This window comes from Actinoplanes sp. NPDC023936 (assembly GCF_040639325.1).
Lineage (GTDB): Bacteria > Actinomycetota > Actinomycetes > Mycobacteriales > Micromonosporaceae > Actinoplanes.
Genome location: NZ_JBEZZR010000020.1, coordinates 1 through 26,830, shown reverse-complemented (window position 1 = coordinate 26,830; position 26,830 = coordinate 1). Strand labels below are relative to the sequence as shown.

Annotated in this window: 18 protein-coding genes; 7 read left to right on the top strand and 11 right to left on the bottom strand. The window is 71.5% G+C overall.

The genetic code is table 11. From position 1 onward, the window contains the following. Nucleotides 1-210: hypothetical protein (locus AB0F72_RS24385; protein ID WP_360435390.1), on the top strand; the 210-nt coding region annotated here is incomplete at its 5' end. A 662-nt stretch (nt 211-872) separates the two neighbouring features. Here the strand turns inward: AB0F72_RS24385 and AB0F72_RS24380 are convergent. Both AB0F72_RS24380 and AB0F72_RS24375 read right to left on the bottom strand, forming a co-directional pair. After that, nucleotides 873-1,196: a hypothetical protein gene (locus tag AB0F72_RS24380; protein WP_360435388.1), complete on the bottom strand. Its 324-nt coding sequence runs from the start codon at nt 1,194-1,196 to the stop codon at nt 873-875. A 125-nt stretch (nt 1,197-1,321) separates the two neighbouring features. Continuing rightward, on the bottom strand, nt 1,322-2,107 hold the full coding sequence (locus AB0F72_RS24375) for an isocitrate lyase/phosphoenolpyruvate mutase family protein (RefSeq protein WP_360435386.1): 786 nt from the start codon (nt 2,105-2,107) through the stop codon (nt 1,322-1,324). Here AB0F72_RS24375 and AB0F72_RS24370 point away from each other — a divergent pair, their 5' ends adjacent. After that, nucleotides 2,108-2,464 (top strand): nucleotide pyrophosphohydrolase, encoded by a 357-nt coding sequence (locus tag AB0F72_RS24370; RefSeq protein WP_360435384.1) that lies wholly within the window; start codon nt 2,108-2,110, stop codon nt 2,462-2,464. Here AB0F72_RS24370 and AB0F72_RS24365 read toward each other — a convergent pair. From AB0F72_RS24365 to AB0F72_RS24350, 4 genes are all read right to left on the bottom strand, one after another. Next, entirely contained in the window at nt 2,458-6,405 is a 3,948-nt protein-coding gene (locus AB0F72_RS24365; RefSeq protein WP_360435382.1) for a bifunctional nitrate reductase/sulfite reductase flavoprotein subunit alpha, read from the bottom strand. The genes AB0F72_RS24370 and AB0F72_RS24365 overlap by 7 nt on opposite strands. 193 nt (nt 6,406-6,598) lie before the next feature. Further along, a complete protein-coding gene (locus AB0F72_RS24360; RefSeq protein ID WP_360435380.1) occupies nt 6,599-7,660 on the bottom strand; it encodes a DUF3068 domain-containing protein in 1,062 nt (353 codons plus the stop codon). A gap of 66 nt (nt 7,661-7,726) precedes the next feature. After that, nucleotides 7,727-12,682 carry an alpha-(1->3)-arabinofuranosyltransferase family protein gene (locus AB0F72_RS24355; RefSeq protein ID WP_360435378.1) on the bottom strand — a complete coding sequence of 1,652 codons (4,956 nt, stop codon included), beginning with the start codon at nt 12,680-12,682 and terminating at the stop codon, nt 7,727-7,729. Beyond that, complete coding sequence (locus AB0F72_RS24350; protein ID WP_360435376.1) at nt 12,679-14,457, bottom strand: substrate-binding domain-containing protein; 1,779 nt, start codon at nt 14,455-14,457, stop codon at nt 12,679-12,681. Before AB0F72_RS24350 ends, AB0F72_RS24355 begins: the two co-directional genes overlap by 4 nt. A gap of 104 nt (nt 14,458-14,561) precedes the next feature. On the opposite strand from AB0F72_RS24350, the gene AB0F72_RS24345 reads away from it, so the two are divergent. After that, nucleotides 14,562-15,743 carry a glycosyltransferase family 4 protein gene (locus AB0F72_RS24345; RefSeq protein ID WP_360435374.1) on the top strand — a complete coding sequence of 394 codons (1,182 nt, stop codon included), beginning with the start codon at nt 14,562-14,564 and terminating at the stop codon, nt 15,741-15,743. Here the strand turns inward: AB0F72_RS24345 and AB0F72_RS24340 are convergent. From AB0F72_RS24340 to AB0F72_RS24330, 3 genes are read right to left on the bottom strand one after another with little or no spacing between them, the layout of a single operon-like run. Then, the gene (locus AB0F72_RS24340) at nt 15,728-15,892 is read right to left on the bottom strand and encodes a hypothetical protein (RefSeq protein WP_360435372.1); all 165 of its coding nucleotides are present in this window, start codon (nt 15,890-15,892) and stop codon (nt 15,728-15,730) included. The genes AB0F72_RS24345 and AB0F72_RS24340 overlap by 16 nt on opposite strands. Further along, nucleotides 15,889-17,703 (bottom strand): hypothetical protein, encoded by a 1,815-nt coding sequence (locus tag AB0F72_RS24335; protein WP_360435370.1) that lies wholly within the window; start codon nt 17,701-17,703, stop codon nt 15,889-15,891. Before AB0F72_RS24335 ends, AB0F72_RS24340 begins: the two co-directional genes overlap by 4 nt. Then, nucleotides 17,703-19,532 carry a hypothetical protein gene (locus tag AB0F72_RS24330; protein WP_360435368.1) on the bottom strand — a complete coding sequence of 610 codons (1,830 nt, stop codon included), beginning with the start codon at nt 19,530-19,532 and terminating at the stop codon, nt 17,703-17,705. The genes AB0F72_RS24335 and AB0F72_RS24330 overlap by 1 nt, the downstream gene beginning before the upstream one ends. A gap of 259 nt (nt 19,533-19,791) precedes the next feature. On the opposite strand from AB0F72_RS24330, the gene AB0F72_RS24325 reads away from it, so the two are divergent. The 4 genes from AB0F72_RS24325 to AB0F72_RS24310 are packed head-to-tail and all read left to right on the top strand — an operon-like array spanning nt 19,792 to nt 24,121. Next, a complete protein-coding gene (locus AB0F72_RS24325; protein WP_360435366.1) occupies nt 19,792-20,994 on the top strand; it encodes a nucleotide sugar dehydrogenase in 1,203 nt (400 codons plus the stop codon). Next, nucleotides 20,991-21,752 carry a glycosyltransferase family 2 protein gene (locus AB0F72_RS24320; protein ID WP_360435364.1) on the top strand — a complete coding sequence of 254 codons (762 nt, stop codon included), beginning with the start codon at nt 20,991-20,993 and terminating at the stop codon, nt 21,750-21,752. Before AB0F72_RS24325 ends, AB0F72_RS24320 begins: the two co-directional genes overlap by 4 nt. Further along, a complete protein-coding gene (locus AB0F72_RS24315; protein WP_360435362.1) occupies nt 21,749-22,939 on the top strand; it encodes a polysaccharide biosynthesis protein in 1,191 nt (396 codons plus the stop codon). Before AB0F72_RS24320 ends, AB0F72_RS24315 begins: the two co-directional genes overlap by 4 nt. A 9-nt stretch (nt 22,940-22,948) precedes the next feature. Then, nucleotides 22,949-24,121 carry an AI-2E family transporter gene (locus tag AB0F72_RS24310; RefSeq protein ID WP_360435360.1) on the top strand — a complete coding sequence of 391 codons (1,173 nt, stop codon included), beginning with the start codon at nt 22,949-22,951 and terminating at the stop codon, nt 24,119-24,121. Between the two features lie 758 nt (nt 24,122-24,879). Here AB0F72_RS24310 and AB0F72_RS24305 read toward each other — a convergent pair. Continuing rightward, nucleotides 24,880-25,245, bottom strand: coding sequence for a hypothetical protein (locus AB0F72_RS24305; protein WP_360435358.1), 366 nt, complete (start codon nt 25,243-25,245; stop codon nt 24,880-24,882). Next, nucleotides 25,242-26,471, bottom strand: coding sequence for a helix-turn-helix transcriptional regulator (locus AB0F72_RS24300; protein WP_360435356.1), 1,230 nt, complete (start codon nt 26,469-26,471; stop codon nt 25,242-25,244). Before AB0F72_RS24300 ends, AB0F72_RS24305 begins: the two co-directional genes overlap by 4 nt. Nucleotides 26,472-26,830 lie beyond the last annotated feature (359 nt).

Here is a 26,830-nt window from a genome sequence, read left to right as displayed (position 1 = left end):
GTGGTCCGGCTGGTCCGGCTGGTCCCGCTGGTCCGGCTGGTCCGGCTGGTCCGGCTGGTCCGGCTGGTCCGGCTGGTCCGGCTGGTCCGGCTGGTCCGGCTGGCGCACAGTGCAGCAGTCCTCTGGACCAGCTGGCTCTCAGCGCAGTCGAGCACCCCGCCGGCCGTACTGTGCACCGGCTCGTTGCACCCGGCTGGTTCCCAGTGCTGACCCTGCTGGTTGATTGAGGAGGTCGTCTACCTGCGGAAACGGGGGTGCGGCCGCCCCTGTCCAGTTGCCAAGGCCGTCCCCTGGGCCATTAGATCTTCGTGGAGGTCCGGTCTCGCTACCTCGAGTATCCGGGCTTGATCACATGTGTGCGCTACGGCCGGGCGACGCGAGCCGTAGGCCAGAGCGGTTATCCGAGCTTGATCACATGCTTGAGCTACGGCCGGGCGACGCGAGCCGTAGGCCGGAGCGGCTACCCGAGCTTGATCACATGCTTGAGCTACGGCCGGGCGACGCGAGCCGTAGGCCAAAGCGGCTACCCGAGCTTGATCACATGTGTGGGCTACGGCTGGGACGGAGGGTTCCAAGATCGGCGAGGCGGGAGGTCGCTGGTGTGAGATGCCAGCCGCAGGACGCCAGCGCGGGGTCGGCGGGGCGCGCGGGGCCCAGGCGGCGTAGGCCCGGGGCAGGTGGGGCGCTGGGCTCAGGGTTTTTCGCGTTTTCGTTAGCACACGGAGAGCCAGCTGGCCCGGGTGAGCTGGTCGTCAGTGCTAGTGCTGACCTTGCTTGCTGATCGACGAGCTGTCGCCTGGCAGGGGCGCGTGAGTGGCGACCATCCGGTTGTCGATCGTGGAGCGGTGAGGGCGGGCTGGCGCTGAGCGCGGTCAGGCCTTGTCGGGTGGGGTGTCGGCCTGCTGGCGGCGCTTCAGGCGGCGCTGCTCGATGCGGCGCCAGCGGTCGTACACCTCGGCCGCGGCCTGCCGGGGCTCGGCGGCCCGGCCGGCCTGCCACTGGCGGGGCAGGAACGACTCGGCGCCCAGCCAGAGCAGCTCGCTCATCGGCACGGTCCCGCCGTGCAGCCGCATCAGCTCGGCGGCGACCTCCGTGGCGTGCTCGCTGCGGCGCCACATCTCCACCGCCGAGCTGCCGTGCAGCAAGGCGTCGCGATCGTCCGGGTGCAGTTCCATGAGGCCCTCCGTCATGCTCATCCGGCCTGCTCAGCTGCCGTGAAACCGCAGGTCAACACGCCGAAGGGGCAAGAATCCGCGCCCGGTGGCCCGGTGTCAAGCCGGGCCCGCGAAGATCACGGCGAGACGGGATTCCCGGGCCACAATCAGTCGCCGCGGAACGCCTTCTCCAGGTCTTCCTCGGGCAGCGAGCGGGACTTGAACGTCGTGGTGCCGGTGTCGAGCAGCTCGCGGGCGGCGTCACGCAAGGCGCCGTACGCCACCCAGGCCAGCCCGCCGCCGAGCGAGACCCGCCGGACGCCCAGGTCCGCCAGCTCGGGCACGCTGAGCCCGCCGGCCACGGCGAGCACGTTGACCGGCGCGTCCACCGACCGCACGACGCGGGCGATGTCCTCGGCCGCGCGCAGGCCCGGCGCGTAGACCACGTCGGCCCCGGCCTCCCGGTACGCCCGCAGCCGGGCGATCGTGTCGTCCAGGTCGTCGTGCCCGTACAGATGGTTCTCGGCGCGGGCGGTGAGCACGATGCCGTGCCGGGCGGTGGCCCGGGCCGCCGCCGCGACCCGCTCGGCGCCGGCTTCCAGGGTTTCGATCCGGTCGGCCGCCGGGTCGTAGTCCTCGATCGAGATGCCCGCGGCACCGGCCTCGGCGAGCAGGTCGACGGTCTCGGCGATGCCGTCGGCCGTGTCCGCGAAGCAGCGTTCGGCGTCGACGTTCACCGGGATCCGCACCGCGGCGGTCAGCGCCGCCACGTGTGCGACAAGCTCGTCCCGGGTGACCTGCTGGTCGAGTTTGCCGAGCGACGCGGCCAACCCGGAGGACGTCGTGGCGAGCGCCACGAAACCGTAGCTCTCCAGGAGCCGGGCGGAGCCGACGTCCCACGGGTTCGGGATGATGAAGGTGCCCGACTGATGCAACTCATGGAAGCTGGTCATATGGTCCACGGTAGGCTCAGCGACCTCACCGAGCGCGTCCGGGAGTTCGCCCGTGACCGCGACTGGGAGCAGTTCCACACGCCGAAGAACCTGGCGATGGCCTTGGCCGGCGAGGTCGGCGAGCTGCTCGCCGAGTTCCAGTGGCTCACCCCGGAGCAGTCGGCGGCGGTGATGAGCGACCCCGAGTTGGGCCCGCGGGTCCGCGCCGAGCTGGGTGACGTGATGATCTACCTGGTCCGGCTGGCCGACACGCTCGGCGTCGATCTGGTGGACGCCGCCACCGGCAAGCTGGCCGATTCCGCTCGCCGGTACACGGTGGAGGCCGCCAAGGGCTCGGCCGCCAAGATCAGTCAGTAGACGTCGCGGACGTAACGCTTCTCGGACGCCAGCTGCTTCAGGTAGGCGGTCGCCGCCTCCGCGGAGAGGCGGCCGTGGTTGACGGCGATGTCGTGCAGCTCCTGGTCCACGTCGCGGGCCATCCGGCTGGCGTCGCCGCAGACGTAGAAGTGGGCGCCGTCGCGCAGCCACGCCCAGAGCTGGGCGCCGTGCTCCCGCATCCGGTCCTGGACGTAGACCTTGGTGCGCTGGTCCCGGGAGAAGGCCAGATCGAGCCGGGTCAGCGTGCCCGACTCGTGCAGGGCGGCCAGCTCCTGTTCATAGTAGAAATCGGTCGCGCGCCGCTGCTCGCCGAAGAACAGCCAGTTCGGTCCGGTCGCGCCGGTGGCCCGGCGTTCCTCCAGGAAGCCCAGAAAGGGCGCGACCCCGGTGCCCGGGCCCACCATGATCATCGGGATGGAGGGGTCGGCCGGTGGGCGGAAGTGCGGCGCACGCTGCACGAACACCGGGATCTCGGCGCCCTCGGGAGCGTCCGCGAGGTGGGTGGAGCAGACGCCCTTGCGGCGCCCGTACCGGACCACGGAGACCGTCAGGCTGACCGAGGACGGGTCGACGAGCGGCGTCGAGCTGATCGAATACAGCCGCGGCTGGAGGCGTTTGAGCACGTCCAGCCACTCCTTCGCGGTGGCCTTGACCGGATGCTCGGCGAGCAGGTCGGGCGCCTGCCTGTCCCACGCCCACTTGGCCAGCTCACCCTTGTTGTCCGGGCGCAGCAGGGTCTTCAGGTGCGCGGCGCCGGTGCGCTCGGCGGTGAACCGCAGCAGGTCGCTGGTGATCCGGGTGATGTCGAGATGCCGGGACAGCGCCTCCGCCAGCGGCATCGTCCCCAGTTTGTCGATCTCGACCTCCTGGGCGCCGTCCAGGCCGGTCAGGGACAGCCACTCGGTGACCAGATCCGGACAGTTGACCGGCCACACACCCAGGGCGTCACCGGCCTGGTACTCCAGCCGCCCCTCGGTCTCGAACGTGAACCGCCGCACCTCCTTGGCCGATCCGGGAAGGCTGAGCAGGCGGTTCCCGGTGAGGGTGGTGGTCAGCGGGGACGACTTGGTCGGCACGACCGGCGGCGGCGCGGTCAGCGCGGCCACCACCGCCTCCAGCCAGCCGGTCGCGGTGTCCTCGAAATCGGGCTCGCAGTCCACCCGCGGCGCCAGCCGGACGGCGCCCAGCTCGGCCAGGCGTTCGTCGAGGCGGCGGCCGTGCCCGCAGAAGTCGTCGTAGCTGGAGTCGCCGAACGCCAGCACCGCGTACCGGCGGCCGTCGAGCCGGGGCGCGGCCTCCCCGGTCAGCGAGTGCCAGAACGCGGCGCCGTTGTCCGGCGCGTCGCCGTCGCCGAACGTGCTGGTCACCAGCAGCAGGTCGGCGCCGGGTTCGAGCAGCTCACCGGCGGCCGAATCCATCCCGAGCACGCTGATCCGCCGTCCGGTCGTTGCCAGCCGCGCGGCCAGCCCGCGCGCGAACTCCTCGGCGTTGCCGGTCTGTGAGGCCCACAGGATCTGCAGCCGTCCCGTCTCCGACGCCTTCTCCGCATCAAGAGCCCTGCTGAGTACGGGGGAAGCAGCGGCCATGAGTCCGTTGACCCACATGGCCGTCCCGCGGTCGAACGGCGCGTTCTCCGGCAGGACCGGCGGCAGCTCCCGCCCCGCCGGCATCCCGGCCAGGAACCCGGCGAGGTAGCGCTTCTGGTCGTCGCTGAGCACGGGCGGGACCGGGTCCAGGCCGAGCATGTCGTGCAGCCCGGCCGGGACGATCTCGGCGGCGCGCGGGGCCGGCACGACCGGCACGACCGGCGCCGGTGCGGCGACCTTGGTCAGCGAGACCGCGCAGACCTTGAGCTCGGGCTGGAACGAGAGCGGGTCGACGGCGTCGCTGGTCACCGCGTTGACGCTGACGTACTCGCCGAACAGGTCGTTCCAGTGGATCGGCGCGAAGCAGGTGCCGGGCGCGACCCGGTCGGTGAGCACGGCCGGCAGCACGGCCCGGCCACGCCGGGAGGCGATCTCGACCTGGTCGCCCTCGGCGATGCCGAACCACTCGGCGTCGTCCGGGTGGATCTCGACGAACGGGCTCGGGTTGAGCCTGGTCAGCTTGGCGATCTTCCCGGTCTTGGTCATCGTGTGCCACTGGTGCTGGAGGCGGCCGGTGTTCAGCACGAACGGGAAGTCGTCGTCGGGCATCTCGGCCGGGTCCAGGTGCGGCCGGGCGTGGAACACCGCCCGGCCGTCCGGGGTGGCGAACGTGAGGCCACGCTCGGCGTCCAGGTAGCGGATCGGGTTGCGGGCGGGTCCTCCCGGCGCGGCCGGCCACTGCACGGGACCGTCATTCAGCCGCTCGTAGGTGACCCCGCTCAGGTCGTACCCGGTCAGCGGGTTCTGGAAGGTTTTGATCTCTTCCAGGATCTCCGCCGCGCTGGCGTAGCTGAACGCCTCGGCGTAACCCATCTCGGCCGCGACACGGGCGATGAGCTGCCAGTCGGGCAGCGCCTCGCCGGGCGCTTGCGCGACCGGGTGGACGAGCGTGAGCGTACGCTCGGAATTGATCATGATGCCGTCGGTCTCCGACCACATCGCCGCCGGCAGCGCGATGTCGGCGTAGGCGTTCGTCTCGGTCTCCGCGAACGCGTCCTGGGTGATCACCAGCTCGGCCTCCTCCAGGCCGGCGATCACGGTCCGCCGGTTGCCGACCGAGGCGACCGGGTTGGTGCAGATGATCCAGCAGGCCTTGATCCGGCCCTCGGCCATCTGCTCGAACATGTCGATCGTGCCCTTGCCGACCTCGGTGCGCAGGGTGCCGGCCGGCACGTTCCAGACCCGCTCGGTGAACTCCCGGTCGGCCGGCACCAGCACCGACCGCTGACCGGGCAGGCCCGGGCCCATGTAGCCCATCTCCCGGCCGCCCATCGCGTTCGGCTGGCCGGTGAGCGAGAACGGGCCGCTGCCGGTACGGCAGATCGCGCCGGTGGCGAGGTGCAGGTTGACGATCGCGTTGGTGTTCCAGGTCCCGTGGGTGCTCTGGTTCAGCCCCATGGTCCAGAGGGTCACGAACTTCGCGGTCCCGCCGATCCACTCGGCGGCGGTCCGGATGTCCTGCTCGGCGAGGCCGGTCAGCTCGGCGACCCGATCCGGCGGGTAGTCCGCGAGCAGGCCCGGCATCTGGTCCCACCCGGTGGTGTACGCGTCGATGAACTCCTGGTCCTTCGGGACCAGATGCAGCAGCCCGTTGAGGAACGCCAGGTCGGCGCCCGGCCGGATCTGCAGGAACAGGTCCGCCTTCTCGGCGGTGGCCGTCCGGCGCGGGTCGACCACGATCAGCTTGGCGCCCGCCTTCACCCGTTCCATCATCCGCAGGAAGAGGATCGGGTGGCAGTCCGCCATGTTCGAGCCGATCACCAGGAACACGTCGGCGTGGTCCAGATCGTCGTAGGAGCCGGGCGGGCCGTCCGAGCCGAGCGAGAGCTTGTATCCGGTGCCGGCGCTGGCCATGCAGAGCCGCGAGTTCGACTCGATGTTGTTCGTCCCGATGAAGCCCTTCACCAGCTTGTTCGCCAGGTACTGGGCTTCCAGGGTCATCTGGCCGGAGACGTACATGGCGAAGGCGTCCGGACCGTGCTCGTCGATGATCGCCCGGAGCCGGCGGGCGGTTTCCGAGATCGCCGCGTCCACGCCGATCTTCTGGGCGCCGGCGCCGCGCCGGGGCCGGATCAGCCCCGTGTCCAGCCGGCCCGGCGCGGCGAGCAGTTCGACGCTGGTGGCACCCTTGGTGCAGAGTCGCCCGGCGTTCGACGGATGGGCCTTGTCCCCGGCGGCCTTGACGACGCGGCCACCCTCGACGTCGAGGACGATGCCGCAGCCGACGCCGCAATACCCGCACACGGTTCTCACCTGGGTCACACCGGCGGCCACGCGCTCCCCTTTCGCCAACCCGACAGCTCACGCTAGGAAGCCGGCGTTTCCGGGCCGTCAACGGGAACGTGCGCGCCGGATTACCCGGAGGTCACTACGGCCGAGATCGGGTTGTGAGCCGGGCCCGTCCCCGGACAGCGAACGGCCCGTGCCGTCATCGACGGCACGGGCCGGACTGTCCGATCGGTGGTGTCTAACTCTCGGCGCGGTGGCTGCCCGCGGTGGCCGGCTTGCCGTCGCCGTCGTCCAGGTCGTCGTGACCGCCGCCGCCCTGCGCCGGCACGCCGGCCGCGGACGCGCCCCGGCCGCCGCGCAGCGCGACGAGGACGCCGGCCACGGCCAGGATCAGGCCGAGCAGGCCGAGGCCGAGCGGGCCCCAGAGGCCGACCAGGTTCAGCTTCTGCCGGTTGTCCTCGGCCGCCTTGATCGAGCGGTCCACCGTGTCGTCGGTGTAGGTGAAGTCGGCGTCCAGCAGGGTCACCTGCTGGCCGTTGTTGCCGACCAGCACCTTGTTCTGCTCCTCGGAGACCCGGATGAACTGGCCGGTGACCGGCTCGACCCAGACCGTCCGGGTGTTGTTGTAGACCACGTCAGCGGTGGTCGCGGTGTCGTCGAGCAGCTGGTCGACGAGCAGTGTCAGCTGGGTCGGGTCGAGCTGCTGACGCCCGTCCACGATCTTCTGAGTGAACTGGTAGGTCTCCAGGCCACCGATCTCCTCGGTCTTCACGAACTCGGCCGGCGAGGCCGCGCGGACGTCCCGGTCGTAGATCGGGTAGGCCTTCTGCTCGGTTCCGAAGGGGAACTTGTACATGTGGCCGGTGTACTCGATCTTCTCCTGGTTGCCGGTGTCGAGCCACGCGCCGTCCCACGGCACCGCCGCGCCGGTCTCCCGGTCGACCGCGAGCCGCGTGCTGTACGCGCTGACCCGCTCGCTGTTGAGGCTGGTGTTGACCACGTCCTGCCCGGCGAGCCACACGAGCGCGCTGCCGTCCAGATCGCCCTCGAGGCTCGCGGTCTCCTTCGCGTCCGGCTGCACTGTCACCGTCGAGCGGAGATTACCGGTGTTGATCTTCGCGGCGCCGCTGGTGACCTGGAGGAAGGTCGCGTTCTGCGCCTCCGCCACCGACTGGGTCGGCTCCATGTCGTACGGCAACTGAGCCGCCCGGGGCGCCACCACGAACGCCAGACCAGCGGCGAAAACTATAGCCAGGACGCCGAGACCAAACAGCGCGGTGCCGAGGACGCGGGACCTCATTGTGCCTCCACGAGGTTAAAAGCGGGTTTCGGCAGGCGTTTCGGCTTGCCAGATTGCGGAAGGTTACTACTGAGTCACATCGGTGCGCGAGACCTGAACCAGATCTTCCTGAACGACAGTGAAATCCGGTTCGTCCGTGCGCCGAAGCACGACCGTGAAGTTCCACGTGAGCGTCTCCCGCAACAGAGGCACCCTGGCCACCCACTGTGCCCACCGGGGGTGGTACCTCGGCAGCACATCGACGATTGTCAGCTCGCCGTTGCGGCGGGCCGCGCGGGCCCAGCGCATTGTCCGCGCCGCGCTGATCGGGAACAGCGACTCCATGTACCGGTTCTTCGGCTCCCGGCCGTTGCGCCGCACGAAACGCCGGCGCGCCCAGTCCCCGCCGAGCAGGTGCCAGAAGGGTCCGGTCTCGTGCCCGCCGTGCGGTGACAGCCACGGCGTGAACGACACGAACACCGTGCCGCCCGGCTTGGTCACCCGGACCAGCTCGTCCAGCAGGGCTTCCGGATCGGGTACGTGTTCGAGCACGTTGGACGAGTAGGCGACCTCGACCGACCCGGTGCGGATCGGCAGCGCCGTGCCACTCCCCCGGATCATGCCGCTCACCTCGACGCCGGCCGCCGCGAAGTCGCCGACCGCCGGGTCCAGGCCGACGTACCGCGCGCCGGCCTTCTCGAACTCCGCCGCGAAGTAGCCCGGCCCGCCGCCCACGTCCAGCACCAGAGCGCCGTCCAGCTCCACGTAGGAGCCGAGCTGGCGTACCGAGTCGACGGCCAGCTCCGAGTAGAACCGGTCCGGGTCGCTCTGCTCCACCAGGAACGCCCGGAAGAGCCCCACCGACCGGTCCAGCGTCGCCCTGTGCGCTTCCACCGGCACCTCCTCGTCCAGGTCACCGTCCAGGTCACCGGCCGTGGACGGTGGATCGGGTCGCCGGCGGCTCGACGTGGGCGCCGCGGTGGCCGCGACCGCGCAGACCGCCGCCAGCATGGCCAGCTGCACCACCGCGTCGTACGCCCACTCCTGCCCGTGCCCGAGCAGCCGCCCGCTGACCGCGATCAGCAGGCCTGCCACCGCCGCGACGAGGGCTAGTCCGGGCAGGGCACGTGGCCAGAGCTGCCGCACGATCAGCGCGCCGAGCAGGAACGTCACGCCGGCCGCGCCGCCGATCGCGAACGCCAGGGCCAGCAGCGGAACCAGCATCCACCACTGTCCGCCGGGCACCGCCCGGAAGATCCGGGCCGGCGGCCCGCTGACCGGCGCCACCCGCCGCCGCACCGGCGCCGCCGCGGCCAGGACCACCAGCAGGACACACGCCGCGCCGGCCGCGAGACCGGCCCGGTACGGCCCGTCCGGGGTGAACCGCAGGCTCACCAGACCACCGGAACCGGCCGGGAGCACGAACGCCTGCTGCCAGCCGTCCACCCGCACCGCGCGCAACTCCTGGCCCTCCAGGGTGGCCGTCCAGCCGGCGTTCCGGTTCTCCGGGATCACCAGCAGCGAGGCCTCGCCGGCCCCGGCCATGACCTGACGGTCGGTCGCCTCCCACCGGACCACCGAGACGGTACGCGTCGTGACCGCCGGAGCGGCCGTCCCGGCACCGTCCCGGACCAGGGTCGCCGACTCCGCGACATAGGCCGCCGACGGCACCGTCCGCAACCGGTGCTCGCCGGCCGGAAGCTGCACGTTCTGGCTGGCGAAGTCGTCGCAGATCCGGACCGGGAGCCGGTGGCCGGCCCGCACGTCGCCGAGCGTGCCGGACACCGCGGTCGGGTAGGACACCCCGTCCAGCACGACCGCCGGGCCGGTGCCGCAGCGGGCCAGCAGCGGCGTGCTGCCGGTGGCGGGCTTCAGCAGGTCGGTCAGCGCGGGGATCTCCACCTCGGAGACGCCGGCCGGGGCCGGCCAGTCGCCACGCGGGTCGGCCACCACCGCCCAGGTGCCGATGATCGAGATCTCCAGGCGTTTCGTGGTGACCGGCGGGATCTTCACCCAGCCCTCGGCCTCCACCGGGAGGACGGACTCCCGGCCACCGGCCCGCACCAGCACCTGGGTGGCCGCCGCGGTGGTCGGCGCGTCCGGCGTGGCCAGCCGGAAGCGGTCGATCCTGCGGGCTTTCTCCCAGGAGAGCGTCAGCGTGGGCGTCGGGTCGTTCGGCTCGGCCAGCCAGGCGGTCGACGGGTCGCCGTCCACCGCCGCGTGCGCGCCGGCCATGACGTCGCCGGTCAGCGTCGTGGACGCCGAGGCGGTCACGTCCCGGTCCAGCGGCAGCGTGCCGCCGGATCTCGGGCGGGCGGTAAGCCGCAGGTCGTACGTGGCACCGGCCGGGGTCGCGAAGAAGCGGTCCACGCCGAGCGGCTCCTCACCGGCCCGGGCGAGGAACTGGTCGCAGCGGATCACGCCGTCGTCCGCGTAGCAGGCGCCCCGGTCCTGGGTGGCCCGCTCGAACACGTACGCCGGCGCGGTCGTCGTGCCGGTGTCGGCCGGCACCCGCAGGCCGCGCTCCGCGCTGACGCCGGGGATGCCCAGCTCGCGCAGCGCGACGCCGCCGTCGTAACCCTCCCGCAGCGCGAGCACGGTGACCCGGACGCTGGTGGTGAGGCCGGGCAGCGTGGAGAGCTTGTGCGGGCCGGCGGTGGCCGGCACCGGGCGGTCCACGATGCCCTGATCGGTGGTGATCCGCACGTAGGAGACCGGCGCCGCGGTCCGCAGGTCCTCGGAGAAGTCGACGGTCACCTCGGTGATCCGCTGCGCGGTCTCCAGCTGGACCTCGATCCACTGCCCGCTGCCGGGCTGGATCGGGTCGGAGCGCCACGCCGTCGACTCCTCGCCGTCGAGTGCCGCGAACGGCAGCGCGGACGAGTCGCTGGCGCCGATCGAGTCGGCGAAGCTCGCGCTGCTGGACGCGTCGACGGCCCGGATCCCCTGGTACGCGGCGACCGTCTGGTGCCCGTCGGCGTCGAACGGCAGCAGGTCGCTGCGGACCCGGCCCTGCCGGGTCTGCTCGTCCTCGGTGAGCGTCTGGCTCGTGTTGTCGCGCATCCGGCCGATGTTCAGCTCGCGCCGGCGCAGCCCGTCGGTGACGATCGGCTGGCCCGCCGCCTCCGGGATCGCGAGGTCGCCGTCCTGGTCACCGGCGAGAACCGCCGGCTGAGCCCTGTCGATCAGACCCTCTTCGAGCACGCCGAGCAGCGACTCCGGTCCACCGCTGACCACCGGCACGTCGGCGATCGCGGTCGCCGACGCGGCCGGGACCTCCCGGTCGACCTTGAAGATCTCGATGGCCGGCACCGAGACGCCGGCGTCGACCGGGCTGGGCTCCGCGCCACCGGCGCCGACCCGCGGCCCGAACGTGGCGGCGGCGACCAGGCCGGGCGAGTTCGTGATCGCCTGGCGGACCACGGTGATCGGCGGCGCGCCGGAGACCGTGCGGTCCAGGTCGTGCCGGACCATCAGGTACTGGTAGCCGGAGCGGGCCAGGAAGTCGGCGAGGGCCGGTGACCCGCGCCCCTGCGCGAGCACCGCCTCGACGGCGTCCATCACCCGGATGTTGCCCTCCGAGCCGAGCGGGATCTGGTTACGGGTGGACCAGGGCGACTCGGCGAGCGGCTGGATCGGCTCGTCGACAGTGCGGCCCCAGGTGTTCTGCGAGAAGCCGGAGCCGGGCACGACAAGGGTGCGGTCCTGCGCGTCCTGGTCGGCGAGCCAGGTGGTCGCCTGGCTCCAGTAGGACGGCACCGACGACCAGCCCGGTCCGGGTCGCAGCAGCAGCATCCAGGCCGGCGCGGCCGCGGCGATCAGCAGCACGGCGACGACCGGCGCGGCCGGGACCCGGATCCGGAAGCGCCGCAGGGCCGGGGCGTGGCTCGCCGCGTACGCGAGACCGAGCGCGATCGGCAGACGCAGCACCGGCTCGAACTTGTGCACGTTGCGCAGCGGGGCGAGCGGGCCGTCGAGCAGCTCCCGGACCAGCGGGGCGAACGGGCTGTCCAGGGTGCCGACGTAACCCATGGTCAGCAGGGCCAGGCCGGTCAGCGCGCCGATCACCAGGAACCGCTTCTCCGGCAGCCCGCGCAGCGCCAGCCCGAGCAGGCCGAGCGCGGCGACCAGGGCGGTCACGGCCATCAGCGCCGGGTTGTCGATCAGGCTCCAGCCGGCCGGCCACCACGGCTCGCCCTGCACGATGTAGCCGACCCACTGGTTGGTGCCGCGAGTCGCCTGGAAGAGCGAGGTGACGGCGGTCGTGGTCGCCGACGACTCGATGAAGTCCAGGAACGGCAGGCTGTACTGGCCGAACAGCAGCAGCGGGATGATCCACCACAGCGTCGTGAGCAGGACGAACCCGGCCCACCAGGCCATCAGCACGGCCAGCTGCCGGTCCCAGCGCCGGGTCAGCAGCCAGAGTCCGGGCAGCACGAGCGCCATCACCACGGCCGCCGCGTTGATCCCGCCCATGAAGAGCACGGCCAGGGCGGAGAGCGCGGCGGCCCGGCGGGGCGAACCGATCCGGCGTGCCGTGACCAGCGGGAGCAGCACCCACGGCAGCGCGGCCACCGGAAGCATCTCCGAGGAGAGCACGCCCACCTCGGTCAGCATCCGTGGCGCCACCGCGTACGCGAGCGCGCCGGCCACCCGTCCCGCGTCGTTGCCGATCCGCAGGGCGCGGGCCAGCAGGAGCACGCCGAAGTACGCGGCGAGGAACAGCGCCGCGCACCAGAGCCGCTGGGTGATCCAGGGCGGGATGCCGAGGACGTCGCCGACCGCGAAGAAGGGCGCCATCGGGAACAGGTAGCCGTACGCCTGCTGCTGCAGCTCGCCCGAGGTGGCCCACGGGTTCCACAGGTGCAGGGCCCGGGCCATGAATCCGAGCGGGTTCTGCACCAGGTCGAGCTTGGTGTCGAACGTGGTCTGGCCCGGCCGCTGGATGAACGCGGCCACGACCAGCAGCAGCGCGCCGGCGGTGACCCAGACGGGACGGCGGGCACTGTCGAACGTGGTCCGTGCCCGGAGGACAGCGGTCATCGGCGGCACTCCGGAGGCAGGCAACTGAATTCGGCGAGAGCGGTGTAGAAGATCTGGCGGATTCCGGACGGCTTGTCGGTCAGCGCGACATTGCCGCCGGTGACCTTGGCGATCTGCTGCAGTTCGGCGGGGTCGATCTCGGGCCCGACCCCGATGAAGAGGATCGGCACCGGGCGTTTCCGGTCGGCGAGATCGCTCAGCTCGGCCAGCAGCTTGGCCCGGCTGATGCCGCTGGCGTTGTCGTCGCTGCCGTCGGTCAGGATCAGCACCATGTTGATCCGGCCCGGTGTCCAGTTGCGGGTGGCGTCCCGGTACGCGGCGAGCGCCGTGTCGTAGAGCCCGGTCTGCCCGCCCGGCTCCACCCTCATCCGGCCGAGCTCACTGATGATCTCCTCGCGCCGGGGGCCGAGCGGTCCGACCGGGACGACTTCCCGGTAGTCCCGCTTGCCGACCAGGTCGGTGGAGAACTCCCAGACACCCAGCTCGGTCGTGTCCAGCAGCAGTTCCGCGCCGTCCTGAGCGGCCTTCACGGTGGCCGACATCCGGGTGTCGGCGGAGCCCGGCACGCTCGCCTCCATCGAGCCGGAGACGTCGAAGACCGCGAGCATCCGGGCGCTGATGTGCACGCCGCCCCACGCGTTGAGCAGGTCCTCGGCGTCCGCCTCGGCCGGCAGGGAGGCGGGCCGGTAGTCCTTGTCCCGGATCCTGGTGGCGGCCGGGATCTCGGCCGGCGCGGCGCCGTCCGGCGTGCGCAGCCCGTGGCCGGTGATCGCGTCGACGCCGTCGGCGGCGAGCAGCGCGCGCAGCAGCACGGTGGACATCTCCCGCGCCTCGGTGTCCGCGGTGAGCACGGCCAGCGGATAGTCCGGGCCGGGCAGAGCCGACGGCGGGTAGACCGCGACCTGCCGCTTGCCGCCCAGGCCGGCCTGCACCACCTGCTGCTCGGTGCTGACCACGGCGGTCTCGTCCCGGCCGGGACCGGCCGGATCGGGCGCTGCCTCACCGGCGAGCGAGACGGTGCCCGGCGACAACCGGCGCATGATCGCCGCCGTGCCGGCCGCCTTCGATCCGGCGAGCTCGCGGAACCCGACCAGCGCGCCGAACCCGATCGGGCTGGTCGCCGGGTCGGGAAGCGCCACCTCGATCGGGAGCTTCGACCCACCGACGAGCGCCTTCCAGCTCAGCGCCACCTTCTTGGCGGTCAGCCGGGACGCCGATTTCTCGGCGAGCGACAGCACCACCGGGGTGGTGGCCACCGAGACGCCCTCGGCGGGAACCGAGAAGGCGCCGGTGGCGCGGGCCCGGCGCAGCCAGAGGGTCGATTCCGGCAGCCAGACGTCCGGCGCGGCCTCGGCCGTGGCGGTGGTGTCGGCGCTCGCGGCGGTGTCGGCGCTCGCGGCGGTGTCGGCGCTCGTGCCGGCGTCGGCGCTCGTGCCGGCGTCGGCGCTCGTGCCGGCGGGCGACGGGCCGGCCGAGGCCGACCCGGGCGCGGTGCGGGCCAGCGTCCGCAGCACCTCGGCCGACTCACGGCCCTCGACCAGGATGTCCAGGCACCGCTGACGGCCGGCGACCTGCGCGGCTATCTCCCGGATCGGGGGCACCACGCTCGGCGCCGCGGCCACCCGCAACGTCGTGCGTTCGGCGCATCCGCTCAGGTTCCGGGTGCGGTCCACATAGGTGGCTCCCGACCAGCCGGCCAGCACCGTTATCAGCGCGATGCTCAGCAACGCGACTGGCCAGAACTCCGGGCGCGCCCGGAGGCTGCCATCGGCCACGCATACCCTCCCGATGTTACGCAGGCGTTGCGGTCTTCCGCGAGGCTGCCCTAGTGTGACGCGATCGCGAATCGTACTCGCTAGTAAGGGTGGCAGAGTAGACCATGACGCGTGTCTGTGGTGCTCACGTTCTGTTCCTGAACTGGCGGGACACCGGCCATCCCGAGGGCGGTGGGTCCGAGGTCTACCTGGAACGGGTAGCCGCCGAACTCATCGGTAACGGTCACCGCGTCACAATGCTGTGCCAGGCGTACGGAACGGCGCCGGCCGCGGAGACGAACGCCGACGGCGTACGGATCCTGCGGCGCGGCGGGCGGCACACGGTCTACCTTCGTGCCGCTCTCGTGTACCTGGTCGGCGTCCTCGGGTTGGGTCCGCTGGCCCGTCGGCGGCTCGGCCGTCCCGACGTGATCGTGGACGTCTGCAACGGCATGCCGTTCCTCAGCCCGATCTACGCGCGCCGGCCGGTGATCACGCTTGTTCACCATGTGCACCGGGAGCAGTGGCCAGTGGTCTTCGGCCCACGGATCGCCCGGATCGGCTGGTGGATCGAGTCCCGCCTCGCGGTGCGCGTCTACCGGCACTGCCAGTACGTCACGGTCTCCGAGACGAGCCGCAACGAGCTGGCCGGCCTCGGCGTGGACCCCCGCCGGATCGCGATCGTCCACAACGGCACGCCCGAGGTGTCCGGGGTGCCGGTGCCGCGTACGCCGTACCCCAGCCTGGTCGTTCTCGGACGTCTGGTCCCGCACAAGCGGGTCGAGTACGCGCTGCGCGCCACCGCCGTGCTCGCCACCGAAATGCCCGATCTGCAACTTGTGGTGGCCGGACAGGGCTGGTGGGACGAGCCGCTGCACGCGCTCGCCGAGGACCTCTGCATCACCGACCGGGTGGAATTCGCCGGGTTCGTGACCGAGGAGTACAAGCACACGCTGCTCGGCCGCTCGTGGCTGCTGCTGCAGCCCTCGCTCAAGGAGGGCTGGGGACTCACCATCGTGGAGGCCGGCGCGCGGGGCACGCCTTCGGTCGCGTTCCGCTCCGCGGGCGGCGTCGCCGACGCGATGTCCGACGGGGAGACCGGGGTGCTGGTGGCCGACGAGTACGAATTCTTCAAGATGGTGCGAAAGCTGCTGCTGGACGCCGGCCGGCGTACCGCGATGGGCGCCAACGCCGCGACGTATGCCCAGCGATTCACCTGGGAGAAAGCCGGTCAGGCCTTCTCACAGGTGATCGCCGGGCAACTCGACGCCGAACATCCGACGCTGACGGATCAGCGCTGGCCGTAGATGGCCTCGGCCGGATTGGGGTTGTCCGTCTCGCTGGCGACATGATCGGCGGACGGGCTCACCGCCCCGAGAGTGGCGGCCACGCCGACACCACCGAGGGCACCTCCGGCCAGGGCCGCGATGAGGAACGTGGCCAACTTGACGATCATTCTTCCTCCCCGGACTCATGGTTGCGCGGACCGTACCACGATCTACTACGCATACGCAGTAGTGCAAACGCAGCGAAGATCACCACTGCGATAGCGAGCAGATGCGCAGCCAGAGCGGGTGCTCGGCGTGCGCTGGACGATGCCCTGGGTGCTGTCGGAGCGGCCGGATTCTCCCAGAGCCGGAGGTACTGGCCGCTGTAGACGAGGCGCAGCCCGGCGAGCACTCCGGCGGGCGGGTTCCCGCTCGTGCCGGACCGGACGAGCACCCACCGGACGCCGAGCTCGGTGGCCGGGCGCCCGGCGGCGAGCAGCCGCTGGGCCAGGGCCGCGCGCGGGCTCTCGCCGTCCACGGTGACCGCGCCGACCCGCAGAGCGTCGTTCATCAGGACCGGCGCGTCCAGGTACCGCGGCGCCGGGTCACGGATCACCACGTCACGGTTCCAGGCGGCTCGCTGGTACCCCTCGAACGGCAGCGACAGCACCTCGCCGGGCGCCGCCTGGACCCGGGCCGCGACAGCGTCGAAGTCCACCGGGTACGGCACCGGCCGCAACGCGCCCAGGCCGCCGAACGCGAGATCCGGCATCGCCACCACGGGCAGCAGCACGGCGCTGACCAGCAACACCCGCCCGGCACCCGGCTCGAACCGCCGGCTCAGCCGCGCGGCCAGCCACTCCGCGCCGAGGGCGAATCCGAGCGCGAGCACCAGCGCGTACGGGATCAGGAACTTCTGACCGTCCCGCAGCAGACCGGCGCCCGGCACGTGGACGACCAGCCAGCGCAGCACCCCGGCGGCCGGCGTCGCCCCCGCCACCGCCAGCAGGAACCCGCCACCGGCCAGCACGAACAGCCGGACCGCGAGACCGTGCCAGCGCCGCCACAGCTCCCGCACGCCGATCGCCGCTCCGGCCAGCAGCAGCACCGTGACCAGCGGGGCCAGCACCGAGGTGCGGCTGCCCGGCACGGTCTGCGCGTTCCACACACCACCGGTGCCGGCGAGCGCCATCCCAGCGCCGGCCCAGTTCTCCGCCCGGGCCGCGAACTGGGCCACGCCCTCCGGGTCGGAGCTGCCACCGGCGGCGCTGGTCAGGGCGGCCACGATCCAGGGCGCGTTGAGGGCGGCGACCGCGGCCAGCGCGACGGCCGTGGTGCGGGACCACAGCGGCGTTTCCGGAGTGCGAGGCCGCAACGGCGTTTCCGGGGCGCCGGACCGCAACGGCGTTTCCGGAGTGCGGGGCCGCAGCGGCGTTTCCGGGGCGCGGGACCGCAGCGGCAGCAGGACCGCGACGGCGGCGAGCGCGATCAGGCCGCCGGTCGGGGTCACCGCCGCGGGCGCGGCCGCGAGCACCAGCCGGGGCAGCGCGCCGGGACGGCCCGCGCGCAGGTCACGCGCGGCGAGCACCAGCCAGGGCATCGCCGCGTACGCGAAGAGCAGTGCCCACTGGCCGAGGAGCAGCCGCTCGGCCAGGAACGGCGTCCACGCGTACCCGAAAGAAGCCACCGCCCGGGTGAGGGCACGCTCGGACGGCACCAGCCGGGCGGCGCCGAGCGCCGCCAGATAGACCAGCGCCACCAGGCAGATCCGTTGCAGCAGCCAGCCCGGCACGGCCAGGTTCGCGAGCGACACCAGCGCGTCCAGCGGCACCGCCCGCGGCAGGGCGTCGGCCGGCGCGATCATCTCCCAGCTCAGCGGCTGCCGGGGCACGAAGACCATGTCGTAACGCAGCACGTAACCGGGCAGGGCCAGGGGCGCCAGCACCACGGCGGTGATACCCGCCGCCACCAGGTGCGGCGCCGACAGCGTTCGACGCACTAGCCGGCCGGCGCCGGAACGATGTCCCCGACCAGGACCTCGTCGGTGCAGACGGAGGCCGTCCGGTCGAAGACGGTGACCTCCACGGCGGAGCCGCCGCCGTGCGCGAGCAGGAACACCGCGTTCAGACCCCGGTGCACGTCGAACGGAACAATCAGACCGTCGCCGATCCGCGCCGTCGCCGCCGTGTCACTCCTGGCGATATACGCGATTCGCACCACGTGCCAATATTCGTCGACCTTGGAGTCCAGCGGGATCCGCACGGTCGAGCCGGCGACGTGGTACCCGCAGCCGGACCGGGGGCCCGGCCGCGACCGGCTGCCCCGCACCCAGGCCGGGCGGACGTTGCCGGCCTCGTCGAAGACCGCAAGCTGACGGGCCTGCGTGACGAACTCGGGCCCGTCCGCCAGCGGCGCGAAGAACTTGGACTGCCTGTTGTACGGCGCCGACAGCCGGCCGACCACGCCGTCCGGAACCGTCTGGTCCATGAAGACCGTGCCGGCCGGCGCCGCCTCCAAGCCGGCCCGCGCGTTCGCCAGGTAGTCCCGGCCCTGTTTGACCGCCCAGGCGTCGCCGAAGCCGACACCGCTGATCCCGGCGCTGACCAGGAACGCGGCGAGGCCACCGGCCAGCAGCGGGACCGCGAGCCGGGCGGAGAGAACCACCCGCGGCGGAGACACCGGTTTCGCCACCGCATCGATCTGCCGCAGCCCGCAGAGCGCCGCGCCGACCGCGATCGCCGCGACCACCGCCACGTCGGCGAGGTAGCGCGGCACGGCGCCGGCCACCCCGCTGTAGACCGACCCGAGCCGGGTGGCGCCGAGCAGTCCGGCCACGATCGCGGTGTAGGAGAGCAGCAGCAGCCAGGCGCGCACCGCGTCGAAGCCCCGGAGCCACACGGTGAACGCCACGAACAGCGCCACCACACCGAGGGCGATCCACCGGGCGGCCACGCTGGGCGCGGTGATCGGTGCGCCGTCACCGGCGCCGAGCCAGGACCACGGCCCGCCCGCGATGCCGGGCAGCAGGGTGTGCCCGAACATCTGCACCACGAAGGTGATCACCTCGTCGACCGAGGCCGGGCGGCGCAGCGACGACGTGGACCGGATCAGGTAGAAGGCCAGGAAGATCAGTGAGATGGCGGTCAGCACCGCCCAGGACTGCCACCAGCGCCGGATCGTCTGCACGACCGCGCGCACCGGGCCGCCCGGCGCGTAGAGGAAGAGGGTGAAGAGGAAGACCAGCGCGACGGTGAGGATCGCCTTCTCGAAGAAGAGCAGCCCCAGCAGCACGGAGAGACCGAGCGTCACCAGGTGCTTGCCCGCCCGGGTGCGCATGTACTTCACCTGGGCGCCCACGGCCAGGATCATCGCCAGCTGCATCGGCAGCATGTTGATCCCGACCGCCCACCACGAGCTGGCCTCCAGCGTCAGCGGGCTGAAGAGAAACACCGCCAGGGGTACGAGCAACGGCCACCCGGGCACCAGGATCAGACGCAGCAACCGGTAGAACGCGATGCTCACGGCGGCCTGCGCAACGACCAGCAGCCCCAGGTACGGCCCGTAGCTGAACCCGCCGATCGCGTTCGTCAGCCAGGTGACCAGATGCCCGGCCGGCATCAGGTGGTTGTTGAAGAGGTCGAACAGGTAATCCGGCCCGAGCGCCTTCTCCTCGGCCATCGAGATGAGCGGGAAATCGTCGTAGGACAGATAGCCGCGGCGCGCGATCAGGGCACGCGCGACCACGCTGACGACGATGAGCGCGACGGCGACGGCCGTCACCACGTCGACCTGGACCGTCCGCGTGGGGCGGTCTTCTGTCGGCGACACCGGAGGATTTGGGGCCATGGGCACGACAGCAGGGTGCCACAAGGACAGGCGTTCTCGACAGGCCGCTTGATCACCTCATTTGGGATTTCATGGCACCAGTCGTAACGGGCCTGGACCCGAATGTTTCTCGCCAGTAACCTGCACGAGCCAACTCCGGGGCTCGATTGCTCGGTTGCTCGGTTGCTCGGTTGCTCGGTTGCTCGGTTTGCCCGGTTGCTCGGTTGCTCGGTTGCTCGGCGACATGACAGGTGGAGGCGACATGACAGGTGCAGGCAACTCAGCGGTCGACGTCTGTGTGGTGGGCGGCTGCGGGCGGGTCGGCCTGCCGCTGGGCATCGCACTGGCCGCACGAGGTCTGTCCGTCGTCCTCTACGACATCAACCCAGCCGCTGTCGACCGGGTCAACGGCGGTGAGCTGCCGTTCGCCGAGGAGGGGGCGGCCGAGCCGCTGGCCGAGTCGATCGCCGCCGGCCGGCTGCGGGCCAGCACCGACCCGGCGAGCATGGGGCTCGCCGACGCCCTGGTCGTGGTCGTCGGCACCCCCGTCGACGAGCACCTCAACCCCGACCTGGGCGCGGTGCCGCGGGCCATCGAGCGCGGGGTGGAACACCTGCGCGACGGGCAGCTGGTCGTCCTGCGCAGCACCGTCTACCCCGGTGTCACGGCGCTGACCGAGAAACTGCTGACCCGCAAGGGACTCACCGTCGACGTGGCGTTCTGCCCGGAACGGATCGCCGAGGGCAAGGCGATGACCGAGCTCTTCGCGCTGCCACAGATCGTCGCTGCCCGTACCCCCCAGGCTCTTGATCGTGCCGAGGCGCTCTTCCGGCACCTCACCACGTCGATCGTGCGGCTCGAGCCCGAAGAGGCCGAGCTCGCCAAGCTGTACACCAACACCTGGCGATACCTGAAGTTCGCGGCCGCCAACCAGTTCTGGATGATGGCGAACGACTTCGGCCTGGACTACGCGCGGATCCGGCACGCGGTCACCGTCGACTACCCGCGCGCCGCCGACCTGCCGATGCCCGGATTCGCGGCCGGGCCGTGCCTGCTCAAGGACACCATGCAGCTGGCCGCGTTCAACCGGAACAACTTCGTCCTCGGCCACTCCGCCATGCTGATCAACGAGGGGCTGCCGCTCTATCTCGTGTCGCGTCTGGAGGACCGGTTCCCGCTCGCCGATCTGAAGGTCGGCATCCTCGGCATGGCGTTCAAGGGCGGCAGCGACGACATCCGCGACAGCCTCGCCTACAAGCTGCGCAAACTCCTCACGCTCAAGGCGCAGGAGACGTTCTGCACCGATCCCTACGTGCTGGACGACCGGTTCCTGCCCCTCGACGAGGTGCTGAAGCGGGCGGACCTGCTGGTGATCGCCGCGCCGCACCCCGACTACGCCGCCCTGGACGTCGACAAGCCCGTGATCGACATCTGGGGCCTCACCGGACAGGGAGTTCTCGTATGAAACCGAGGGTGTCGGTCGTCATCCCGGTCTACAACGAGGGTGCCGGCGTGGTGGCGCACCTCGAACGCATCCTGCGGGACGTGCTGCTGCCTGCCGAGATCCTCGTGGTGCACGACATGCCGGAGGACACCACCGTGCCGTACGCGCAGGAGCTGGCGCGCCGCGACCCGCGGGTGCGGACCGTGCTCAACACGTACGGGCGCGGGCCGGCCAACGCGATCCGGTTCGGCATCGACTCCGCCGCCGCGCCGGTCGCGGTGGTGACCATGGCCGACGGCTGCGACGACCCGCGGCAGATCGACGAACTGGCCCGGCTCGTCGAGCGGGGAGTCGTCGTCGCGGCGGCGTCCCGGTACATGCCCGGCGGGCAGCAGGTCGGCGGGCCCCGGTTCAAGCGGCTGGCGTCGCGGTGGGCCGGGCGCACCCTCTACACCTTCGCGCGGGTCGGCACCCGGGACGCCACGAACAGCTTCAAGGCGTACGACACCAGTTTCGTCCGCGAGGTCGGCATCGACTCGCGGACCGGCTTCGAGATCGGCATCGAGCTCAGCGCCAAGGCCACCCGGCTCGGCCGGATGGTCGCCGAGATCCCCACCATCTGGCTGGACCGGCAGCTCGGCGACTCGCATTTCGACGTCGGCCGGTTCATGCCCAGTTACCTGCGCTGGTACTTCTTCGCGTTCGGCCGCCGGATGACACCCGAGGAGCTGGCCGCACGCCGGCCGGCCGCCACGAAGACGGACTCGGTTTCGGTATGACCACGCGGGCCGCCACCGGCCGGCAGATCGGGGTCTCCGGCGCGGCGGTCGCGGTGGCCAGCGCGTTGACCAGCGCACTCGGCTACCTCGTACCGGTGATCGGCGCCCGTGGCCTGGACGCCGCCGACCTCGGCGCGCTCGCCACGGTGCTCGCGATCGCCGCGATCGTGAGCGTGCCCGGCACCGGGCTGCAGATCGCCGTCGCCGTGCACCGGGCCCGCCACCCCGGCGCGGTCGCCGGACCCGCCGGCTGGCTCACCGCCGCGGTCTGCGCCGGCGTGGTCGCCCTGCTCACGCCGATTGCCGCCCCGCTGCTCGACCTGCCGCCGGCGCTCGTCCTGCTGCTCGCCGTGCAGACCTTCACGGTCGTCGCGGCCGGCCGGTGGCTGGGCGAACTGCAGGGCGCCGGGCGGTTCCTGCGGCTCGCCGCCGGCATGGTGGTGCTCGCCGCCGGCCGGTACGGGGGACTGATCGCCGGCCTGCTGCTCGGCGCCGGCCTGGTCAAGTCGATGGCGATCGGAGCAGTGGTCTCGCTCCTCATCCCCCTGGTGCTGGCCGTGCTGACGCCGCAGGGCTCATCGCAGGCTTCGGGCTTGAGCCGGAAGATCATCACTGCCTGCTCCGCGACCCTCGCCATGCTGATCGTGTCGTACGCCGACCTGATCCTCGCCCGGCACGTGCTGCCCGCCGCGGCGTCCGGCGCCTACGCGGTCGGCACCGTGCTCACCAAAGGCGCGCTCTGGGCCCCGCAGGTCGTCACCGTGCTGGCGCTCCCCCGGCTCGCCCAGGGCAGCCGGCGCGCCCTCACGATCGCTGTCACGCTCGTCGCCGGCTGCGGCGCCATCCTGATCCTCGCGTCCGCGATGGCCGGTGAGCTCGCGTTCCGGCTGGCCGGTGGGTCCGGCTACGCCTACCTCGCCGCGCACGCGCCGGTCTTCGCCGCCACCGGCGCCTGCTATGCGCTGGTGTTCGTGCTGGTCAACGCGCAGGTGGCGGCCGGCGCTCGGTGGCCGTCGGCGTCGCTGTGGGCGGCCACCGCCGTCCTCGTGGTGACCGCCGAATGGCTCGTGCCGCACACCGTCACGGCGATCATGTGGTCCGCGCTCGGCGCCGCCGTCCTCGCCCTGGCCGGAACGGCCGCCGCCACAGTGCACCGTCAGCGCGCATTGGCAGCCGCGGTTCCCTAGGGTGATCACATGGGCCCCACTCTGAGCGCCAGGAAGTCGCGCCACGCGCTGCGCACGTCGGCCTTCATCTCGCTGCAGCTCCTCGTCGTGCTGCTGATGGCGTGGGTCGTGCTGCGCCTGCTCGGCGACGCGTGGTCGATCATCTGGCCGCTCGTCGTCGCACTCCTTCTGACCACACTGACCTGGCCGCCGGTACGGTTCCTGCGCCGGCACAAGTGGCCGCCGGCGCTCGCCGCCTCGCTCGTCACCGTCGTCTTCCTGCTGGTCGCCGCGGGCACGCTCGTCGGCATCATCGTCCCGGTCGCCTCCGAGTCCGGCTCTCTCGCCACCGGGGTGGCCGACGGCATCGAGACCGTCCGCGACTGGGCGGCCGGGCCGCCGCTGAACATCGGCGACGACGAGGTCAACACGGCCCTCGAGCAGGCGATCGACAAGCTGCAGAGCAGCATCGGCAGTGTCGCGACGGCCACCCTCACCGGCGTCAACACCGTCGTGGACGGTCTGGTCACCACCATCCTCGCCCTGTTCCTGATGTTCTTCTTCCTCAAGGACGGGCCGCGCTTCCTGCCCTGGCTCTCCCGCCAGCTGCCGGGCCGCCTCGCCACCGACGTCCCGGAGATCGCCGGCCGCAGCTGGAACACGCTCGGCTCGTTCGTCCGCTCCCAGGCGTTCGTCGGCCTGCTCGACGCCGTGTTCATCGGCGTCGGCCTCTGGATCGTCGGCGTGCCGCTGGTCCTGCCCCTCGCGGTGCTCACGTTCGTGTCGGCGTTCGTGCCGATCGTCGGCGCGCTGTTCGCCGGGTTCGTGGCCGTCCTGATCGCGCTCGTCTCCAACGGGTGGACGGACGCGCTGATCGTGCTCGCCATCATCATCGCGGTGCAGCAGCTGGAGGGGAACGTCTTCCAGCCGATGATCCAGAGCCGGGGCCTTGGCCTGCATGCCGGGGTGGTGCTGCTGGCGGTGACGCTGGGCAGCAGTCTGTACGGGATCGTGGGGGCGCTGCTGGCGGTGCCGGTGGCGGCGATCGTGGCGGTTATCTGGGGTTACCTGCGGGAGCAGCTCAGCGATCCGGCCCCGGTTCCAGATCCGGCGGCTTCGGCTCCGGCTTCGGCTCCGGCTTCGGCGGATCCACCGCCGGATGCGGCTGGCACGCCGGGAGAGCCGGCGCCGGGTCGCGCCTGATCCGCGCAGACCGGGGCGGCGTGCACCGGGGCGGGCGGCATGCGCCGGGGGGCGGGCGGCATGCGCCGGGCGCCGGGCGCCGGGCGCCAGGGTGGTGAGCGGCATGCGCCGGGCGTCGGGGTGGTGAGCGCACGCGAAGCGGGTTCGCGTGCGCTCACCACCGCCCTGGGGGCCATGAACGCACGCGAACCGCTGATGCGTGAGTTCACCGCCCCCACGGCGCTGGCTCTTCCCCCGTGGCCGGCTGGTTCTCAGTGTCGGCAAGCGGCGTTGTCGGCAGCACTGACCCTGCTGGCTAATCAAGGAAACTCCACTACCAGCAGATATTCGGCCTACACGGCTGTCGCGAGGTGGCATCCTCCGATCTTGGAACGCGCCGTCCCGGCCGTAGCTCACACATGTAATCAAGCCCGGGTAACCGCTCTGGCCTACGGCTCGCGTCGCCCGGCCGTAGCCCAGACATGTGATCAAGCCCGGGTAACCGCTCTGGCCTACGGCTCGCGTCGCCCGGCCGTAGCCCAGACATGTGATCAAGCTCGGGTAACCGCTCTGGCGTACGCTCCGCCGCCCCAGGGGGCGGCTTGGCGACTGGTCAGCGGCGGCCGCGCCCAACTTTCCGCAGGCAGAGTGTTCCTCAATCAACCAGCAGGGTCAGTGCTGTTGGGCGTCCGTTTTGTGAACACTGAGCGCCAGCCGGCATCCGCATTTCCACGATCCACAACCGGGGCCCCACTCGCAGCGGAGGCCCGGGGTAACGATCAACTGCGGTGCTGGACGCGTTGCTCCACGCTCTCGAAGATGTCCGCGTCCGTGGCACGCTGCCACTCGGGCAGTGCTTCCCAGTCGGCGACGTAGGAGGGCTTCGGGTCGTCGAAGTGCCGGTAGATCTGCGCGATCCAGCAGATGGCGACGAAACGGCCCTTCTGCTCGCGAGTCAGCCTGCCGGTCGCGCCGACGCTGACGAACGCCTCGATCTGGCCGTAGACGGCTGCGGCTGCCTGCCGCTCCCACTCCGGGGTCTCCTCCCACGGAGCGATGTATCCCGGTTTGGGTTCGCCCTGAAGATGCCGCTTCACCCCCTCGATCCACGCCTCACGGAAGATCCTCCCGGCCTCGTCGGTCATGATCCGCTCTCGATCCTTTCCACTCTGCTGATCCGGTGGTCGAGCACCGCGATCCGGTCATCGGTCCTCATCGGGCCGAGCTGTGCCCGAAGTCCCTGCAGCTTGCGGCCGAGGTAACCGGTGGAGTGCGTCTGCTCAGCGAGTTCGAGAGCCACCCCGGCATGCTCCAGCACGTGATCCGCGTCCCGCCTGCGGACGCCCAGCAGGGCGAGGTCGGTGAGGATGCTGCCCTTGCGGCGCAGGGACGGTGAGCTCTTCAGTGCGCCGGTCAGCGCGGCCTCGGCCCGATCATTCTGGCCCAGAGCCAGATAGCAGGCGCCCCGTTCCTCGCCCAGCCTCGTCCCGTCGAATCGCAGCCAGCCGCCCGGACCCGCCGGATCGGTCAGGTCGACCACCCGCGCGGCGGCGTCGAGGGCCCGGTCGCAGGAGTCCGCGTCACCCATTCCCGCGAATGCCTGCGCCTGCACCGCGCTGACCCAGTAGGACGTGGGCAACTGGCTGTCGCCACGCCGCGCCACCGCCCCTGCGGCGTCCAGCATCACGGCTGCCTCGGCGAACTCGTGGTCATACAGGTGAACGAAGGCATGCCGGGTCAGAGCACAGGCCCAGCGATCGTACGATCGGGCCTCGCGCCCGGCCGACGCCGCGAGGGAGTAGCACTCCGCGGCCTCGGTGTAGCGGTCTGCATCGAAAAAGATCTCGCCCGCCAGCTGCAGCAGGTCGCAGACCAGAACACAGAGTTTCTGGCGGGCAGCCGACGACTGCGGGCTGTCCAACTCGGCCAGCAGCACACCGAGTTGTTCGTGGACGAGCGGATAGGCGAGCTGCTTGGTCTTCGCGAGCCCGAAGACCTGCCACAGGTGAGTGTTGAGCTCGGCATACGGCCCGAGGCCGGAGGTCATCGGCCGACCGTCACCGGCGACCGGCGGCACGGCGGTGAGCGCCCCGGCGACGCTGAGCAGCCGGAGAAGCTGGCGACGATACATGTCGGGCGCACCTACAACACGGTCGGCGGGCGGGTCGTCCGGTCTCAACAGATCATCGAGCTCATCAGCGGTCACCGCCAGTGCTTGGCAGAGCTTCAGGCGAGCGTACGGATAGGGCTCAGTCTCCGCTCGTTCCCAGCGGCCGACCGTCGTGCGGTCCGTCCCGATCAGCTCTGCCAGTGACTCCTGAGTGAGGCCGAGCGCCTTTCGCCGTTCGGTGAGGCGGCTCCTTCTGGTCACGGACACCTCCGCCCTTCCCGCTGATCGGCTCAGCCTACGGACGTTCGCCGCACGGGCCCGGCTCACCGCGCGGATGCATCACAGATGCCGCATCCGTGCCGTGGTCCGTCGAAGCCCGGTCGGCTTTGCTTGAGGCTATCCAACGTGACGACCGCGAAGCGTCCGGCGATACGGCAGTCGCAGAGGCGGGTCGGCACGCGGCCGCTGGACCGCGCATTCTCGCGCTGTCAGGTGGCGGGGCCGGGGGGGGGGGTGGGGCCCCCCCCCCGCCGCCACAATGAGGGATTGCCCCCCAAAAACAAATATTTGACCCCCCCGCAAATAAGGGTTATTGGGGGGCAGATGTGTTGGGATAAATA

Coding starts and splice junctions, on each gene's coding strand:
- AB0F72_RS24315 (WP_360435362.1), top strand. CDS start 21,749: ATGACCACGCGGGCCGCCACCGGCCGGCAGATCGGGGTCTCCGGCGCG.
- AB0F72_RS24370 (WP_360435384.1), top strand. CDS start 2,108: ATGGTCCACGGTAGGCTCAGCGACCTCACCGAGCGCGTCCGGGAGTTC.
- AB0F72_RS24345 (WP_360435374.1), top strand. CDS start 14,562: ATGACGCGTGTCTGTGGTGCTCACGTTCTGTTCCTGAACTGGCGGGAC.
- AB0F72_RS24320 (WP_360435364.1), top strand. CDS start 20,991: ATGAAACCGAGGGTGTCGGTCGTCATCCCGGTCTACAACGAGGGTGCC.
- AB0F72_RS24355 (WP_360435378.1), bottom strand. CDS start 12,682: ATGACCGCTGTCCTCCGGGCACGGACCACGTTCGACAGTGCCCGCCGT.
- AB0F72_RS24310 (WP_360435360.1), top strand. CDS start 22,949: ATGGGCCCCACTCTGAGCGCCAGGAAGTCGCGCCACGCGCTGCGCACG.
- AB0F72_RS24340 (WP_360435372.1), bottom strand. CDS start 15,892: ATGATCGTCAAGTTGGCCACGTTCCTCATCGCGGCCCTGGCCGGAGGT.
- AB0F72_RS24305 (WP_360435358.1), bottom strand. CDS start 25,245: ATGACCGACGAGGCCGGGAGGATCTTCCGTGAGGCGTGGATCGAGGGG.
- AB0F72_RS24380 (WP_360435388.1), bottom strand. CDS start 1,196: ATGAGCATGACGGAGGGCCTCATGGAACTGCACCCGGACGATCGCGAC.
- AB0F72_RS24325 (WP_360435366.1), top strand. CDS start 19,792: ATGACAGGTGCAGGCAACTCAGCGGTCGACGTCTGTGTGGTGGGCGGC.
- AB0F72_RS24360 (WP_360435380.1), bottom strand. CDS start 7,660: ATGAGGTCCCGCGTCCTCGGCACCGCGCTGTTTGGTCTCGGCGTCCTG.
- AB0F72_RS24375 (WP_360435386.1), bottom strand. CDS start 2,107: ATGACCAGCTTCCATGAGTTGCATCAGTCGGGCACCTTCATCATCCCG.